The 15,679-nt window shown below is 64.1% G+C and carries 19 protein-coding genes; 17 read left to right on the top strand and 2 right to left on the bottom strand.

Going from position 1 to position 15,679, the window contains the following annotated elements; all coding sequences use genetic code 11:
* The first annotated feature begins 99 nt into the window (after nt 1-99).
* Nucleotides 100-1,209 carry a carbohydrate ABC transporter permease gene (locus tag Q0877_RS05665; protein ID WP_299166442.1) on the top strand — a complete coding sequence of 370 codons (1,110 nt, stop codon included), beginning with the start codon at nt 100-102 and terminating at the stop codon, nt 1,207-1,209.
* Nucleotides 1,206-2,099 (top strand): carbohydrate ABC transporter permease, encoded by an 894-nt coding sequence (locus Q0877_RS05670; protein WP_299166379.1) that lies wholly within the window; start codon nt 1,206-1,208, stop codon nt 2,097-2,099. Before Q0877_RS05665 ends, Q0877_RS05670 begins: the two co-directional genes overlap by 4 nt.
* Nucleotides 2,100-2,118: 19 nt before the next feature.
* On the opposite strand, the gene Q0877_RS05675 is transcribed toward Q0877_RS05670, so the two are convergent.
* Nucleotides 2,119-3,153, bottom strand: coding sequence for an NAD-dependent epimerase/dehydratase family protein (locus Q0877_RS05675; protein ID WP_299166380.1), 1,035 nt, complete (start codon nt 3,151-3,153; stop codon nt 2,119-2,121).
* A 122-nt stretch (nt 3,154-3,275) separates the two neighbouring features.
* Here Q0877_RS05675 and Q0877_RS05680 point away from each other — a divergent pair, with 122 nt between their 5' ends.
* The 7 genes from Q0877_RS05680 to Q0877_RS05710 all read left to right on the top strand — a co-directional run bounded on the left by Q0877_RS05680 (nt 3,276) and on the right by Q0877_RS05710 (nt 10,174).
* On the top strand, nt 3,276-4,379 hold the full coding sequence (locus tag Q0877_RS05680) for a YihY/virulence factor BrkB family protein (RefSeq protein WP_299166382.1): 1,104 nt from the start codon (nt 3,276-3,278) through the stop codon (nt 4,377-4,379).
* The gene (locus Q0877_RS05685) at nt 4,379-4,807 is read left to right on the top strand and encodes a four-helix bundle copper-binding protein (RefSeq protein ID WP_299166384.1); all 429 of its coding nucleotides are present in this window, start codon (nt 4,379-4,381) and stop codon (nt 4,805-4,807) included. The genes Q0877_RS05680 and Q0877_RS05685 overlap by 1 nt, the downstream gene beginning before the upstream one ends.
* A gap of 9 nt (nt 4,808-4,816) precedes the next feature.
* The gene (locus Q0877_RS05690; protein ID WP_299166385.1) at nt 4,817-5,812 is read left to right on the top strand and encodes a glutathione S-transferase family protein; all 996 of its coding nucleotides are present in this window, start codon (nt 4,817-4,819) and stop codon (nt 5,810-5,812) included.
* A gap of 181 nt (nt 5,813-5,993) precedes the next feature.
* Complete coding sequence (locus tag Q0877_RS05695; protein ID WP_299166387.1) at nt 5,994-7,046, top strand: iron ABC transporter permease; 1,053 nt, start codon at nt 5,994-5,996, stop codon at nt 7,044-7,046.
* Nucleotides 7,043-8,107, top strand: coding sequence for an iron chelate uptake ABC transporter family permease subunit (locus tag Q0877_RS05700; RefSeq protein WP_299166389.1), 1,065 nt, complete (start codon nt 7,043-7,045; stop codon nt 8,105-8,107). Before Q0877_RS05695 ends, Q0877_RS05700 begins: the two co-directional genes overlap by 4 nt.
* A gap of 1 nt (nt 8,108) precedes the next feature.
* Nucleotides 8,109-9,032: an ABC transporter ATP-binding protein gene (locus Q0877_RS05705; RefSeq protein ID WP_299166391.1), complete on the top strand. Its 924-nt coding sequence runs from the start codon at nt 8,109-8,111 to the stop codon at nt 9,030-9,032.
* 101 nt (nt 9,033-9,133) lie between these two features.
* Nucleotides 9,134-10,174, top strand: a complete 1,041-nt coding sequence (locus tag Q0877_RS05710) for a siderophore-interacting protein (RefSeq protein WP_299166443.1) — start codon at nt 9,134-9,136, stop codon at nt 10,172-10,174.
* Between the two features lie 19 nt (nt 10,175-10,193).
* On the opposite strand, the gene Q0877_RS05715 is transcribed toward Q0877_RS05710, so the two are convergent.
* On the bottom strand, nt 10,194-11,204 hold the full coding sequence (locus Q0877_RS05715) for a diacylglycerol kinase family protein (RefSeq protein ID WP_367182132.1): 1,011 nt from the start codon (nt 11,202-11,204) through the stop codon (nt 10,194-10,196).
* 110 nt (nt 11,205-11,314) lie between these two features.
* Here Q0877_RS05715 and Q0877_RS05720 point away from each other — a divergent pair, with 110 nt between their 5' ends.
* From Q0877_RS05720 to Q0877_RS05755, 8 genes are all read left to right on the top strand, one after another.
* On the top strand, nt 11,315-11,596 hold the full coding sequence (locus Q0877_RS05720; protein WP_299166395.1) for a hypothetical protein: 282 nt from the start codon (nt 11,315-11,317) through the stop codon (nt 11,594-11,596).
* A 5-nt stretch (nt 11,597-11,601) separates the two neighbouring features.
* A complete protein-coding gene (locus Q0877_RS05725; protein ID WP_299166397.1) occupies nt 11,602-12,411 on the top strand; it encodes an SGNH/GDSL hydrolase family protein in 810 nt (269 codons plus the stop codon).
* A 28-nt stretch (nt 12,412-12,439) separates the two neighbouring features.
* Nucleotides 12,440-12,937, top strand: coding sequence for a MarR family winged helix-turn-helix transcriptional regulator (locus Q0877_RS05730; protein ID WP_299166400.1), 498 nt, complete (start codon nt 12,440-12,442; stop codon nt 12,935-12,937).
* Nucleotides 12,934-14,073: a glucose-1-phosphate adenylyltransferase family protein gene (locus Q0877_RS05735; RefSeq protein ID WP_299166402.1), complete on the top strand. Its 1,140-nt coding sequence runs from the start codon at nt 12,934-12,936 to the stop codon at nt 14,071-14,073. Before Q0877_RS05730 ends, Q0877_RS05735 begins: the two co-directional genes overlap by 4 nt.
* A 246-nt stretch (nt 14,074-14,319) precedes the next feature.
* Nucleotides 14,320-14,556, top strand: coding sequence for a 50S ribosomal protein L28 (gene rpmB, locus Q0877_RS05740; protein WP_204532352.1), 237 nt, complete (start codon nt 14,320-14,322; stop codon nt 14,554-14,556).
* Nucleotides 14,556-14,723, top strand: a complete 168-nt coding sequence (gene rpmG, locus Q0877_RS05745; protein WP_019481734.1) for a 50S ribosomal protein L33 — start codon at nt 14,556-14,558, stop codon at nt 14,721-14,723. Before rpmB ends, rpmG begins: the two co-directional genes overlap by 1 nt.
* 4 nt (nt 14,724-14,727) lie before the next feature.
* Nucleotides 14,728-15,033, top strand: coding sequence for a 30S ribosomal protein S14 (gene rpsN, locus Q0877_RS05750; protein ID WP_026545363.1), 306 nt, complete (start codon nt 14,728-14,730; stop codon nt 15,031-15,033).
* 255 nt (nt 15,034-15,288) lie between these two features.
* Nucleotides 15,289-15,579, top strand: a complete 291-nt coding sequence (locus tag Q0877_RS05755) for an HU family DNA-binding protein (RefSeq protein ID WP_056544463.1) — start codon at nt 15,289-15,291, stop codon at nt 15,577-15,579.
* Nucleotides 15,580-15,679 lie beyond the last annotated feature (100 nt).

Raw genomic sequence — 15,679 nt, forward strand, 5'->3', positions numbered from 1 at the left:
GGAACCTCCAGCGAACAGACCAGACAGAGGTGACCAGTGCCATCCACCCCAGCATCCGCTCAGCAAGCAGCCGGACCGGCCACCCGCAGCAAGAGGAGCATCCGCGGCAAGCAAGGGCTCGCCGGCTGGCTTTTCATCACGCCCATCATCCTGATTCTCGGGCTGTTCCTCGTGATCCCCGTACTTATGGCAGCCTGGGTCAGCGTCTCGGACTGGACCGGCCGGGGCAGTCCCTTCTCCGGGACAGTTGACTTCGTCGGCGCCGAAAACTACTCGGCCATCCTCGGCGGCGAGGGACTGACAGGACGGGATTTCGGTACTTCCATTCGGAACAACCTGTACTACGTCCTCTTGGTTGTCCCGCTGCAGACCGCGCTCTCCCTCTTCCTCGCGGTCATGGTGAACCGGCAGATCCTCCGGGGCAGGGGATTCTTCCGCACTGCTTTCTACTTCCCGTCAGTGACCAGCTCGGTGGCGATCACGGTGCTCTGGCTTTTTCTGTTCAGCGCAACGGGCGTGGTCAACAAGTTCCTGTCCTTTTTCGCGATCGAGGGGCCCAACTGGTTTCAGGATCCTCGCGGCGTCCTGCACATCCTGTTCGGACTCATCGGGATCGACCGCGCGCCGGCCGCCCTGCAGGACCCGGCGTTCCTGGGCATCAGTAGCTGGGAATGGCTGGCCGGGCCATCGGTCGCCATGTCGGCCTTCGTTCTGATGGCGATCTTCACCACCTCGGGAACCTTCATGCTTCTCTTCATCGCGGCGCTGCAGAATATCAGCGGCGAGGTGCAGGAGGCCGCCATGATGGATGGCACCACCGGGTGGCAGCGCTTCTGGAGCGTCACCCTGCCGATGCTGAGGCCCACGCTCTTCACCGTGCTGACGCTGGGCCTCATCGGCACCTGGCAGGTATTCGACCAGATTTACACGGGCACCCAGGGCGGGCCCGCCAAAACAACGCTGACTCCTGCCTACCTGTCCTTCAATTCCGCCTTCGTGGACCAGCAGTGGGGAGTCGGTGCCGCCATCGCCTTCGTGCTCTTCGCGATCATCGTTGTCCTCACCCTGCTTCAGCGCTGGGCACTGCAGGAACGCGATGTTCCACGACGTCGACGCATGGTGCCCGCAGGAGTCAGCGCCGGATCCAGCGCGGCAGCTGCACCCGGCACAATCGCGCCCAACAACGAGAAGAGGCGGTCCAAACGATGAGCACCGCAACCGTGCCAGCCTCGGCATCGGCAAACCGCCGCCGTCCAGTTACACCTGCCCGCCGCAAGAAGATACGCGGGGCATGGATCACTTATCTGATCCTGATCGCGCTGGCAATCGTCTATATTTTCCCTTTCCTGGTGCAGGTGGCCACGTCCTTCAAGACGGAGCCTGAAGCGGCGCAGAACCCGCTGGGACTCGTTCCGCAGAATTGGTCAGTGGCGGCCTATGAGGGGCTCTTCGCGAATTCGGACTTCCCGCTGTGGGGAATGAACTCCTTCATCGTGACCGTGTTCGTGACTCTCGGCAGGGTCTTCTTCAACTCGCTGGCCGGCTACGCGCTGGCCCGGATCCCGTTCCGGGGGCGCGGACTGGTGTTCGCACTGCTGGTCGCCGTGATGGCGGTGCCCGGTGTCGTCCTGCTTATCCCGAAGTTCCTTGTGATCAATCAGCTGGGCATTTACGACTCATATGCCGGCATGATTCTGCCGCTGCTGGCCGACGCAGCGGGCGTCTTCATCATGAAGAACTTCTTTGAGTCCATCCCGGCCAGTGTCGAGGAGCAGGCGCGGATTGACGGCGCCGGAACCTTCCGGACCTTCTGGTCCGTGGTGCTGCCGATGGCGCGGCCGGCCGTCATGACGATTGTGATCCTGTCCTTCCAGGGATCCTGGAACGAGCTGAACCACTTCATCATCTCAACTCAGGATCCTGCGCTGACCACCCTGACAAAGGGCGTTGCTCAGCTCGCCTCGGGCGCGCTGAGCCAGGGAACGCAATATCCGCTCAAGCTCGCAGCGGCAGCCCTCATGACCGTGCCGGTGGCGATAGTGTTCTTCATCTTCCAGAAGCGAATCATGAATGCTTCGGCCGGTGCGGTGAAGGAGTAATCGGCTGAAGAGCGAGTTCTCAGCGGCCGGGACGCAGGCTGGGGGAGCCGTGCACGCCCGCGCCGCCCGCCAGTCCGTCGATCACCTCACGCATCGCTGCAACCGAGGATCGTGTTGGCTCCCAGCCGAGCAGTGTGCGTGCGCGGTCAGTGTTCATGACTGGTGCCTGCGAAGCCATGTCGATCCAGCCGGGATCCGTCGCCTGGATGTGCAGCGCCCAGGAGGCGGCGACCGCTGCACGCAGCACGGGGACCGGCAGGTCGAAGACGCGCTTGGCGCCAAGCAGCCCGCCCAATAGGCGAGGTGTCAGAACTGGATTCGCAGCGATATTGAACGGTCCTGAGGCTCGCTGGTCGATAATCCGCCAGTATGCGTCCGCCATGTCAGCGGCGTGCACCGCCTGAAACACGAGCTTCGAAGGGATCGGGAGGATGGGCAGGCTCAGCTTGTTGAGAATGGATTTCGGAATGAGCGGGCCGAGGAAGTAGCGCCCTATTTCCTCACCGGCGTCTGCCTGGAAAATGAGCCCTGGACGGACCCTGGCCACGGGGATTTCCGGGAAATCACGTTCGAAAGCATCCAGCAGGTCCTCCTGCTCGGCCTTGTGGCGGCTGTAGTGGGAAGTCGCAATTCCGCCGGTGGGCCAATCCTCGGTCACTACCTGATCCTTGCGTGCCGGGCTGTACGCCCCGACCGAGGACGCGCAAACAAAGTGCCGAACACCGGCGTCAGCGGCGGCGTGCAAAGCATTTTCCGTGCCTGTCACGTTGGTGCGGTGCATCGCCTCCTCATCGCGGTTGGGCTGAATGGCCCATGCAAGATGCACGACGGCGTCGGCCCCCTGCAGCGCGGAGGTGAGCTTTTCGCGGCCGGCATCAGTGCCGACGTCGGCGGTGTGCCACTCGACACCGTTGTAGGGCGGGTGGTCCTGGGACGGCTGCCGACGGGAAATGCCCACCAGTTCAATGGCAGGATTCTCCGTGCGGGCCTGCTGGAGCCGACGAAGGAGCGCCGTGCCCACGTTGCCGGTTGCTCCGATAACAGCGATGCGCATGTGGAACCCTTCGTATTGATGTGGCGGCCTGAAAACCACACTAAACGGTCGTCTACTTATTGCAATAGTAAGCATCCTTATGGTTCGGTTGGGGGAGGCAATTCTGAACCGGAGGTAGAAACGTGACCACAAAAGACCCCGCGAAGGCGGATTCGGCGGAGGAAGCCACTCAGGCCAAGGCAGCTTCGAGCCCGCACCCCGATGATTCCCGCAAGCCTGACGCTCCCACTGACATCGCAAAACCTGCCTGGGGCTACGTTTTCAAACGGACCCTCAACGAGTTCGGCAAGGACCAGTGCACCGATCTCGCCGCAGCCCTGACCTATTACGCCGTGCTGGCGATTTTCCCTGCGCTCCTGGCCCTCGTATCGGTTCTGGGATTCTTCGGACAGGCAGAGTCGACGACGGGCACCGTACTCAACATCCTGGGCAACGTTTCCTCAAGCGCTGAGACAACACTGGAACCGGTCATCACTCAGTTGGCGTCGTCCGAGACCGCGGGCCTGACCTTCGTCATCGGCCTTCTCGGTGCCCTGTGGTCCGCCTCGGGGTTCGTCAACGCATTCTCTCGCGCAATGAACCGGGTCTACGAAGTCGAGGAGGGGCGCTCGTTCTTCAAGCTGCGCCCGGTTATGCTGCTGATCACCGTCGTCGTGCTGCTCCTGGTGGTCCTGATGGCGCTGCTGCTGATTCTCTCCGGGCCAGTGGCCGAAGCTATCGGTGGCGCAATCGGCCTCGGGTCAACGGCCCTGACCATCTGGAACATTGCCAAGTGGCCGGTCATGGTGTTCTTCGCCGTGTTGATGATTGCAGTGCTGTACTACGGCACCCCTAACGTGCAGCAGCCCAAGTTCAAGTGGGTGAGCGTCGGATCGATCATCGCGCTCCTGGTTCTTGCCCTCACAACGCTGGCGTTCTCCTTCTACGTCTCCAACTTCGGCAGCTACCAGCAGACCTACGGCGCTATCGCCGGTGTCATCATCTTCCTGCTGTGGCTGTGGCTGGCGAATCTGTCGCTGCTGTTCGGTGCTGAGTTCGATGCCGAGCTGGAGCGAGGCCGCGAACTGCAGGCCGGAATCGAGGCAGAAGAGACAGTGCAGCTTCCGCCACGGGACACCAAGGCGGCGGACAAGAAACGGGACAAGCAGATTGGGCTCGTCGACAAGGGCCGCGAACTGCGTCGGAAATACGGCCGCGACCGTGACGCACGAGGAGGGAACAAGTGATGACGCACATCGCAGACATGATCATTGCCCACCCCCGGCCTTCCGGCCATGTTCAGGCCGGTGACCTGGCAGCCACCATCGAAGCGTGCCTGGACTGCGTGGCCTCCTGTGGAAGCTGTGCGGACGCCTGCCTCGGTGAGGAGGGCATCGAGGACCTTCGGCACTGCATCCGGACCGACCAGGACTGCGCGGACATCTGCCTTGCCACTGCCCGGATGCTGCAGCGCCAGGGAGGGCATCATCCTGCCGTGTTGGTGCCGCTGCTTGAGGCATGCCTGCAGGCCTGCCGAAACTGTGCCGGAGAGTGTGAGCGCCATGCCTCCATGCACGACCACTGCAGGATCTGCGCGGAGGCCTGCCGCCGCTGCGAAGCTTCCTGCTCCGCGCTGCTCGAAAGCCTGCGCAGCAGCGGTGCGGTGGACCGCTAGGGTGACACCATGAGCGAATCCGAACACAGCACCAAGGGCGCGTACGTGGACTCCGGCAAGGAGTTCAAGCGCGACACCGCCTACATTGAAACGCGCATCACGCGCGACGGCGCCGACGGATTTCCGGTGGAGCCGGGGCGTTACCGGCTGATTGCGGCGCGGGCCTGCCCGTGGGCCAACCGGGCGATCATCGTAAGAAGGCTGCTGGGGCTGGAGGAGGCTATCTCGCTCGGAACGCCGGGGCCCACGCATGACAAGCGGTCGTGGACCTTTGACCTGGATCCGGACGGCAAGGATCCGGTGCTCGGGATCGAGCGCCTGCAGGAGGCGTACTTCAAGCGGGATTCGGAGTACCCCCGCGGTATTACCGTTCCCGCGATCGTGGATGTGAACACCGGTGCGGTTGTCACCAACAATTTCCCGCAGATCACACTCGACTTCTCGTCGGAGTGGAAGCAGTACCACCGCGAGGGCGCTCCGGATCTTTACCCGGAGGAGCTGCGGGAGGAGATCGATACGGTCAACAAGCGGGTCTTCACCGAGGTCAACAACGGCGTCTACCGCTGCGGCTTCGCCGGATCGCAGGAAGCGTACAACGACGCCTATGACCGTCTCTTCACAGCCCTGGACTGGCTGGAGGAACGGTTGACGAACCAGCGGTACCTCGTCGGCGATTCGATCACCGAAGCCGACGTTCGGCTCTTTACCACGCTGGCGCGTTTCGACCCGGTGTACCACGGTCACTTCAAGTGCAACCGGAACAAACTCACCGAGATGCCGGCGCTGTGGGGCTACGCACGGGATCTCTTCCAGACGCCGGGCTTCGGTGACACGATCGACTTCGATCAGATCAAGAAGCACTATTACATCGTTCATGAGGACATCAATCCCACGCAGATAGTGCCGAAGGGCCCGGCGCTGGAGAACTGGCACAGTGAACATCAGCGCGAACGGCTGGGCGGAAGCCCGTTTGGGCGCGGAACTGCGCCGACCGCCGCGCCCTGACGGGAACTTCTGTGCAGCTCCGGTAGGTCCGACGGCGTCGGGGTCGCCAGAGCTGCACAACAGTTCCCGGCTGCGTTCCGAAATAGAGAACATAACCGTTTCCTAATGCCGCCGTGCATAGGCTAGCCTTACTTAAGTCCGTTCCGGTGACCGTCCGGCGAATTGGCTCAAGGAGGCATGCATGGCACTCGACGCGCCTGCCTCGCCGCCTCTTTTTCGTACGCAGCGCGCACCGAAGGCGCATTCTGCACGGGGTTTAAAGCTGATTCTTGCAGTTTTCGTCCTCCTGGCCGCCGGCATCGCATCCCTGGCAATCGGCGCACGGCCGATCAGCGTCGATACCCTTGTGCAGGCGCTCACCGCGTTCGACCCAACCAACGGTGACCATGCTGTCGTGCTGTCCCGCATCCCCCGGACCATCATCGGACTGCTCGCTGGTGCCGCCCTTGGACTGGCCGGAGCGGCCATGCAGGGTGTTGCCCGAAACCCGCTCGCCGACCCCGGCATCCTCGGCGTCAACTCGGGCGCAGCGCTCGCTGTAGTCATCGGAATCTTCGTTTTCGGTGTCACCACCTTCACCGGGTATATCTGGTTCGCCTTCCTCGGTGCCGCGGCCGCCGCAGTGTTGGTGTACGCCGTCGCCAGCCTTGGCCGGGAGGGTGCCACTCCGGTGAAACTGGCGTTGGCCGGTGCTGCGCTCTCCGCTGGAATGGTTTCGCTGCTCAACGCGGTGCTGGTCTCCAGCCAGCAAACCTTCGACACTTTCAGGTTCTGGCAGGTCGGCTCAGTAGCCGGACGTGGCTGGGACGTGATCGTGCCGGTGCTGCCGTTCCTCACCTTCGGATTCATCCTGACGCTACTCACCGGCAAGGTACTCAACAGCCTGTCCCTCGGCGACGACCTTGCACGCGGCCTGGGCCAGAACGTCACCCTCGCCCGCGCCCTCACGGCGCTCGGCGTCGTCGTACTGTGTGGTGCTGCAACGGCAGCCGCAGGCCCGATCGGCTTCATCGGCCTGGTGATCCCGCACGTGGTGCGGGCATTCACCGGCCCCGACTACCGGTGGATCCTGCCCTTCTCTATGGTTCTGGCGCCGGTCCTGCTGTTGGCAGCGGACATTCTTGGCCGCGTCATCCTCCCGCCGGGCGAGGTGCAGGTTGGTATCCTCACCGCGATCATCGGAGCTCCGGTGTTCATCTGGTTGGTGCGGCGCCGGAAGATGGCCGAGCTATGACGCTTACGACCCGTCCCGCGCCCGCTGAGAATGCAGCTGATGAGGCTTTGGTGGTGCCAACGCGCCATCGTCTGCGCACGCAGCGGGCCGTGAAAATCGGCGCGCTGGTGTTCCTCGTATTCGCGCTCAGCGCGGTTACGCTCCTGCTCGGCCGCTACACCGTCACCATCCCTGACTTCTTCCGCATCGTCGCTGGCGCGGACATTCCGGGTGCCAGTTTCATCGTGATGGAGAACCGGATTCCGCGCGTCCTCATCGGAATGATGATCGGCGCAGCCTTCGGCGTTGCCGGCGCGGTGTTCCAGACGATGCTTCGGAACCCGCTCGCCAGTCCCGACATCATCGGCATCAGCTACGGCGCCAGCGCGTCGGCCGTGTTTGCAATCGCCTTCCTGGGCGCCTCCGGCCTGATGCTCTCCGGCTTCGCCATGGCCGGAGCCCTGGTGGTCGCCCTGGCCATTTACTTCACCTCCCGGCGCGGAGCGGTGGCAGGCTACCGACTGATCCTCGTCGGCATCGGGTTCTCCGCAGTCCTGCAGTCCGTGGTCAGCTTCCTTCTGACCCGAACGGACATCCGGGTCGCCTCCGATGCCCTCACCTGGCTGAACGGCTCGCTCAACTCGAGCAACTGGGACCGGGTGACCATACTGTTCGTCGCGCTGGTGCTACTGATGCCCGCCGTCGTCGTACTCTCACGCTCGTTGCGCGGGCTGGAACTGGGCGACGACGCCGCTGCCGGCCTGGGCGTGAACGTGGAGCGGTCACGGCTGGCCCTCATCGTCACCGGAGTGCTCCTCGCGGCGGTGGCGACGGCGGCAGCAGGGCCGGTCGCCTTCATCGCTTTCCTCTCCGGACCGATCGCCCGGCGCTTCCTCGGCGGCTACCGCCCGTTGGTGACCGCGGCGCTGGTCGGAGCGGTCATCGTCCTGGCGGCTGACTTCCTGGGCGCCAATCTGATTCCAGGGGTTTCCCTGCCCGTGGGAGTGATTTCGGGTGTGCTTGGCGCCCCGTTCCTTCTCTGGCTTCTCGCCACATCCAACCGATCAGGCCAGGGAGGCTGACATGGCGTTGAACGCGCAAAACCTGACGCTCGCGTATGACAATCGCCGGGTGGTCGAAGACCTGACCGTCGAATTGCCGGCGGGCAAGGTCACCGTCATTGTCGGGGCGAACGCGTGCGGCAAGTCCACCCTGCTGCGAGGCCTGGCGCGGCTGCTCAAACCCGCGGCCGGAACGGTCCTGCTGGACGGCAAGGACATCCACTCGCTGTCCACCCGCTCGGTAGCCAAGACCCTCGGCCTGCTGCCGCAGACCCCGCTGGCCCCGGACGGCATTGCCGTGGTGGATCTAGTAGGCCGCGGCCGCTATCCCCACCAGGGCTGGTTCCGTCAGTGGAACGCCGACGACGACGCCGCGGTCGCCTCGGCGCTGCGCGTCACCGACACCCTGGAACTGGCTGACCGCAACGTCGATGAGCTTTCCGGCGGCCAGCGCCAGCGCGTCTGGATTGCCATGGCGTTGGCACAGCAGACCGACATCCTGTTGCTGGATGAGCCAACCACCTTCCTCGACGTGGCGCACCAGGTGGAAGTCCTCGACCTCATCACGGATCTGAACCGCAGCGCCGGAACCACCGTGGCGATCGTGCTGCATGACCTGAACCTCGCGGCCCGTTACGCGGACCACCTCATCGCGATGAAGGGCGGCCGCATTGTCGCCGAGGGATCGCCGTCGGACGTGGTGACGGAGGCGACGGTGGCGGACGTGTTCGGGCTTGAATCGCGCGTCATCCCTGATCCGGTGTCCGGCACACCCATGGTGGTGCCGATGGGGCGCCATCACGCAGCGCCCAGGAACGCAGCCGACAGCGCGTCCGACGAGAACGCATCAGACGAAAACACAGAGACCAGCCCGGCGGGTACCCCGGGTTTTTTAGCGAACCCACAGGACGGACTACCCGCTCTGGCAATGGAGGCAGCATCGTGACCGAAGTCAGTACTACCCGTCCAGCCCGCAGAAATGCGCAGTCTGCCTCTCGCGCCGACGCCGGCCAGGCTGCCGTTTCGGCGGTCCGTGCGTTCAACGTCGTGGTCAGCCGGGTGGAGCGGGTCAGCTCCAATTTCCGGCGCATCACGTTCGGCGGCGCATGCCTGACTGACTTCGGCGTGCAGGGTTCCACCCTGGACCTCCGAATCAAGGTGATGATCCCGCCGGCAGGAGGAGAGTGCGCCGATCTTGGAGCGCTAATGGACGGCTCAGGCAGCGGCTGGTATCAGCAGTGGCTTTCCCTCGATGCTTCCGAGCGGGGGGACATGCGCACCTATACGGTCCGCGACTCGCGTTGCGACCAGCCGACTCCGGAGCTGGACGTCGACTTCGTGATGCACTTCGACTCAGACGGCAAGGGCGGCCCCGCCTCCCAGTGGGCTGCTTCGGCTGAGCCGGGCGACCGGGTGTGGCTGATCGGGCCGAACATCCACGCAGCGACCTGTTCCACTGCCGGCGCGTACGGCGGCATCGAGTGGCGCCCGGGGCTTGCCCAGAACGTCCTGCTCGCCGGGGATGAGACTGCCGTTCCTGCCATCAGCGCCATCCTCGAGTCCCTCCCCGCGGACATCAGCGGACACGCGTTCCTTGAAGTGCCGGACGGTTCCGACTGCCAGGACATCCAGACCCGCTCCAACGTCGGCATCAGCTGGCTGGTGCGCGGCGGACGTCCGCACGGGGAACTGCTCGACGCCGCGGTCCGCCAGGCGGTCCGGGTTCCGGGCTGGGTCTCCCTCGCCGCACCGTTCCGCGTGAGCCTCGGCAGCGACACCCCCTCGGGACAGGCGCTCGCTGCCGCCGCTCGTGCCGGAGGTCCGGAACGCGCCGCCGGGCCCGAGCCGGAGGACATCGACATCGACAAGACCATTCTGTGGGAGACGCCGCAGCTGCTGGACGCCGCCGCCCTGGACGGCTCGCTGAACCCGGACAAACCCTCGGGCGCGCTGCCCTTCTACGCGTGGATTGCCGGTGAAGCGGCGGTGGTGCGCGGCCTGCGCCGTTACCTGGTGCGCGACGTCGGGATTGACCGCAAGCAGGTCGCCTTCATGGGCTACTGGCGACAGGGCAAAGCCGAAGGCTGAAACGAAGGCTGAAGGGCCACTACGGCGTCGGGTTGGTGAGGATCGCCGGGTCCTTCTTCCCATACGGCATGCGCAGCTTCAGGGAGTTCGGCTCCACCCGGAAGGCCATATGCGAGCCCTCGCCCAGCGCGTCGCCGTCCAGTTCGATCTCCAGCGGGGTGTCAGACTCCACCTCGGCGGTTTTGCACTGGTAATACTCCAGCGAGGGGTCCTTGCCCTTGCCGCGCGCAAGCAGCTTGCCGAACACCGCGAGCCACCCGAGCTTGCCGCTGGGGGCCACGGTCATGATGTCCAGTAGCCCGTCGTTGAGCTTTGCACCCGGGAAAATCTCAAGGCCGCCCATGATCTTGCCGCAGTTGCCGCCCATGACGCTGCGCAGGCGCCGGGTGACCCGCTTGCCGCCGTCAATGGAGATGTGGACCTTGGACGGCTTGCCGGGCAGGTTCCGGATGCCGGCGTCGACGTAGGCGAGCCAGCCCACCTTGTCCTTCAGATCATCGCGTGTATCCGCCATCACCGCGGCGTCGAAGCCAAGCCCGGCCATCACCAGGAAGACGTGCGCGTCCTGGGCCCGGTCCACGTTCACATGCACCACGTCGATCATGCGCTCAGTACCTCCGAGCGCAGCTTCGACGGCACCCCGGGGATCATCCACATCGATATCGAGGTTGCGGGCAAGCAGGTTTCCGGTGCCCAGCGGCAGCAGGCCGAGCGCCGTCGTCGTGCCGGCCAGTTCCTCCGCCACGCACCGAACGGTGCCGTCGCCGCCGGCCGCAATAACGACGTCGACTCCCGCCTCCAACGCTTCCCTCGCCTGGCCGTGCCCCGGGTCATCCGCAGTGGTCTCGAGAAAGAGGGGCTCCTGCCAGCCCTTCTCGAGGCTCAGCTCCGTGACGATTGCCCGAATGTCCTCGTCAGTCGGCTTGACCGGGTTGATGATCAGCGCTGCACGCCTGGTGCGCTCTTCCGACTGGCGTTCCGGTTCAAGCTCGGAGTGCTGTTCAGACTCGGTGTCCGGCAAGGAAGCCATGCAAATTCTCCTGACGAGGGGGTTTGTAACCGAGCTTAGCGTCTGGCATCGCGGGGTGTGCCGGTGGTGCTGCGAGACTATGCTGAGTGGGCAAACCAGAAGGAGGAGCCATGACACAGGATCAGTCCAGCGCGGGCGAGGCTAACGGGCAGCAGAGCGGCGCGCAGGAGGGCAACACCTCCGGCGGATCGCCGACTTTCCCCAATCCAGCCAGTGCCCGTCCCACCGGCAACACCACCGGGTTCAACGGCTCCTACGAGGAGACAGAGCACCACACCCAGCACGAGTATGACGCTGAACACCAGCAGGACGAGTCGCGAAAAGCATCGGGCAGCGATGCCGCCAGCCCTTCAGGCGGTGCTGCAGGCATACATGCAGAGAAAGAGGACTAACGGAATTGGGTACAGAGTCTTCGGCCACAGCTTTTGCTCACCGTTATGTCGCCCTCGGCGATTCGTTCACCGAGGGTGTGGGGGATTGGGACCCGCGCAGTCCCAACGGCGTGCGCGGGTGGGCTGACCGCGTCGCGGAGCAGCTGGTCCTCGCTGATCCGTCCTGGGGCTACGCAAACTTGGCCATCCGCGGCCGGAAGATGCGGCAGATCCTTTCCGAACAGGTGGACGCAGCTCTCGCACTGAAACCGACCCTCGTCACCATCTATGCCGGCGCCAACGACATCCTGCGCCCCTCCATCGATCTCGACGCACTGCTGGCAGAATACGACGCCGGCATCGCCCGCCTGCGCGGCAGCGGCGCCGCGGTGGTGCTGTTCACCGGATTCGATTCGTCGAAGTCCGCCGTCTTCGGCAAGACCCGCGGGCGCACCGCGATCTATAACGAACTCGTCCGGGAAATCGCCGAGCGGCATGATGCCGAGGTGGCGGACTACTGGCGGATGAGGGAGTTCCAGAACTGGGGCTACTGGGATGTGGACCGAATGCACATGTCCGCTGCCGGCCACACGCTCATGGCGGCCCGGGTCCTGGAAGTTCTGAAGTCAGCCCACAGTATCGAGGTGCCCGAGCTTGAGGCCCGCCCGGCGGCCTCACGCCTCGCCCAACTCCGGCAGGATGCCCTCTGGGCACGCGACTACCTTGGACCGTGGATGGGCAGGCGGCTGCGCGGACAATCCTCGGGGGACACGCTCACGCCGAAGTACCCCGAGCTGACTCATCCACTGTGGACACAGCAGAGTACCTCCCCATGACGGCGGCGCTTCTGAAAGAATGGAACACATGACTGGGGTGCGTTGGTTGAATCCTGCGGAAAGACAAGCGTGGCTTGCCCTCTACGGGGTGGCGACGCTGCTGCCGGGAACGCTCGACGCCGATCTCAACCGGCGTGCCCGGATCACCCTGTTCGACTATCACGTCCTCGCAATGCTCTCCGAGGCTGAAGATCACACACTGCCCATGAGTGAGCTGGCGGGCCGCTCCAACGCCTCGCTGTCCCGGCTGAGCCACGTGGTGACAAAGCTCGAGGCCCGCAGCTGGGTGCGGCGCAGCCAGAGCACCCGTGATCTCCGCGTCACCACTGCAACCATCACTGCAGACGGGCTCGCCAACCTGCAGGAGTTGGCGCTCGAGCACGTGGAGCACGTCCGGCGGCTGGTTTTCGACGGTCTCGATGCGCAGGATGTCGCCGATCTTGAGCGAGTGGGCAAGAAGATCCTTGCCCGGCTTGATGAGACACACTGGATCCTCAAACAGTCACAACCACTCGGATCGGCATGAGCGAGCCGTCCGTTCTGGCAGTGATCCTGGCCGGCGGCACCGGCGGCCGGCTCGGCGCACTGACGGACAGCAAGGCCAAACCCGTAGTCCCGGTGGGCGGAACGTATCGGCTCATCGATATCCCGCTCTCCAACCTGCACCACAGCCATATCTCGGATGTCTGGGTAGTTGAGCAGTACCAGCCAAAGTCCATCAACGATCACCTCGCCAACGGACGTCCCTGGGACCTGGACCGAACCAATGGGGGGCTTCGCGTCCTGCCGCCGTTCCAGGGCGACCACGGCGAGGGTTTCGCCGCGGGCAACGCGGACGGCCTGTACCGGCAGGCCGAATTCATCCGCGAGTTCGGCCCCGACCTGGTACTCGTACTCAGTGCCGACCATCTGTACCGGCTCGATTACCGCGACGTGATCAAGACCCACCAGGAGGCCGGCGCGGTGCTCACCATGGTGACTACCCGGTTCGACGGCGATGCCTCCCAGCACGGTGTTGTCGAGGTGGCGGACGGCCGGGTCACGGGGTTCGAGTACAAGCCCGAGAATCCCCGCACCGACGTGGTGGCGGCGGAAATCTTCCTCTACTCGGCAGACGTGCTGCTGGACACACTGGCTGAACTTCACGAGCGCGACGGCGAGCTCGAAGACTACGGAGACCAGCTCATCCCGCACCTCGTGCAGCACCGCACCGTTGCTGAACACCGGCTCGAGTCCTACTGGCTGGACCTCGGTACACCGAAGAACTACCACCGCGCGCACATGGACCTGCTCGAAGGGACCGGCCTGGCGTTCGACGATCCCGCGTGGCCGATACTGAGCGCCAGCCCGCGGCGGCTGCCCGCCTTCGTTGCAGACACCGCTCGGATCGGCTCAAGCCTCATTTCGCCGGGGGCGACCATCGCGGGATCTGTCACGTCCAGTGTGATCGGGCCGGACGCAGTAGTGGAGGAGGGTGCCGTCGTCGAACATTCAGTTGTGCTGAACCGCGCCCGCATCCCTGCCGGAGCGGCAGTGCGCTGGGCCATTTTGGACGCCGACGCCCAGCTGGCTCCCGATGCTGAGATCGGGGAGCGCGGCGTCGTGACGGTCGTCGATGCCGATGGAAACGCCTCGCGTCCCGACGAGTCGGAAGGCGGCTGAGCCTCCTGCGATTGGTCTTAAGGCGTGCTCCCTCCTAGAATGGAAGGGCATCAGGTGGCGGAGCGTGCGCAATTGCTCCGGTTTGCGGGGTTATTCTCTCCCGTTGGCCGGTAGTTAGGGGCTCAGGTTGCGCAGAAATCGCGAACATCCGGCGGTCTTGACCGTCAAACGGTGACGCCCCTGAACGCATTCCATGGCAGGTAGAACACTTCTCTACTTGCTCTATTCAATCTTTGGAGGATCGTCATGGCAGCTCACTGCCAAGTGACTGGGGCCGAGCCGGGCTTCGGGCACAGCATCTCGCACTCGCACCGGCGCACCAAGCGTAGGTTCGACCCGAATATTCAGAAGAAGCGGTATTGGGTTCCGTCCCTGCGCCGCAATGTGACGTTGCAGGTTTCGGCCCGCGGCATCAAGACCATCGACGTGCGTGGTATTGACGCCGTCGTCGCCCAGATCCAGGCGCGGGGAGTGAAGCTCTAATGGCAAAGGACAAAGACGTACGTCCGATCATCAAGCTGAAGTCCACGGCCGGCACCGGGTACACCTACGTGACCCGCAAGAACCGCCGTAATGACCCGGACCGCATGGTTCTGATGAAGTATGACCCCAAGATCCGCAAGCACGTCGAATTCCGAGAGGAGCGCTAAACACATGGCTAAGAAGTCAAAGATTGCTCGCAACGAGCAGCGCAAGGTCATTGTTGAGCGCTACGCGGCCAAGCGCCTCGAGCTCAAGAAGACGCTTGTTGACGAGAACGCAACGGACGAGGCTCGCGAGGCTGCACGCCTCGGCCTGCAGAAGCTGCCCCGCAACGCGTCGCCGGTTCGCCTGCGCAATCGCGACCAGATTGACGGGCGCCCCCGCGGCACCCTCCAGAAGTTCGGCATCTCGCGTGTCCGCTTCCGCGATATGGCGCACCGCGGCGAGCTGCCCGGCGTAACCAAGTCCAGCTGGTAGTTCCAACGGGCATCACCGCTCGATGAACTGCCGATCAGGGCGGCGACCAGATGGTCGCCGCCCTGATCGCTTTAAGGGCACCTGCGGGTCTTCAGGAGGTCTCGAGACGGAAAATAGGTTCGAATTGCGCCAAATACCGGGTAGAAATGCCTGAATCTGCGGGACTTTGCGATTGAAGCTGGTAGGTTTTCCTCCAGAAGCTTCGCCAGAACGGTGAGGTTCTGAAAAATCCGCACAAGTCCAGGAGGACATACATTGGCTAAGAAAGAGACCAAGAACCGCAGCGAACTGGTGGCCGAGGTAGCAGCGAAGGCTGACACCAGCCAGACTGCCGTGAACAGCGTGCTGGATGCCCTGTTCGACGTTCTCGCTTCCTCCGCCAAGAACGACGTCAAGGTCACCATTCCGGGCTGGCTGGCAGTCGAGCGCACCGAGCGTGCAGCACGCACCGGCCGCAACCCCCAGACCGGCGAGACCATCGAGATTGCAGCAGGCAGCAGCGTCAAGCTGACCGCCGGTTCCAAGCTCAAGGCTGCCGTCAAGTAAGTCAGCTGATCCGAGGGCTGCCACCACCTGGGTGGCAGCCCTCGTTTCGTTTAAGCGGATGATCCGCCGTGCATCAGACCACGATAGTTTGGCCGTTGTT

It is taken from the genome of uncultured Arthrobacter sp. (assembly GCF_947495145.1).
Taxonomy (GTDB): domain Bacteria; phylum Actinomycetota; class Actinomycetes; order Actinomycetales; family Micrococcaceae; genus Arthrobacter_D.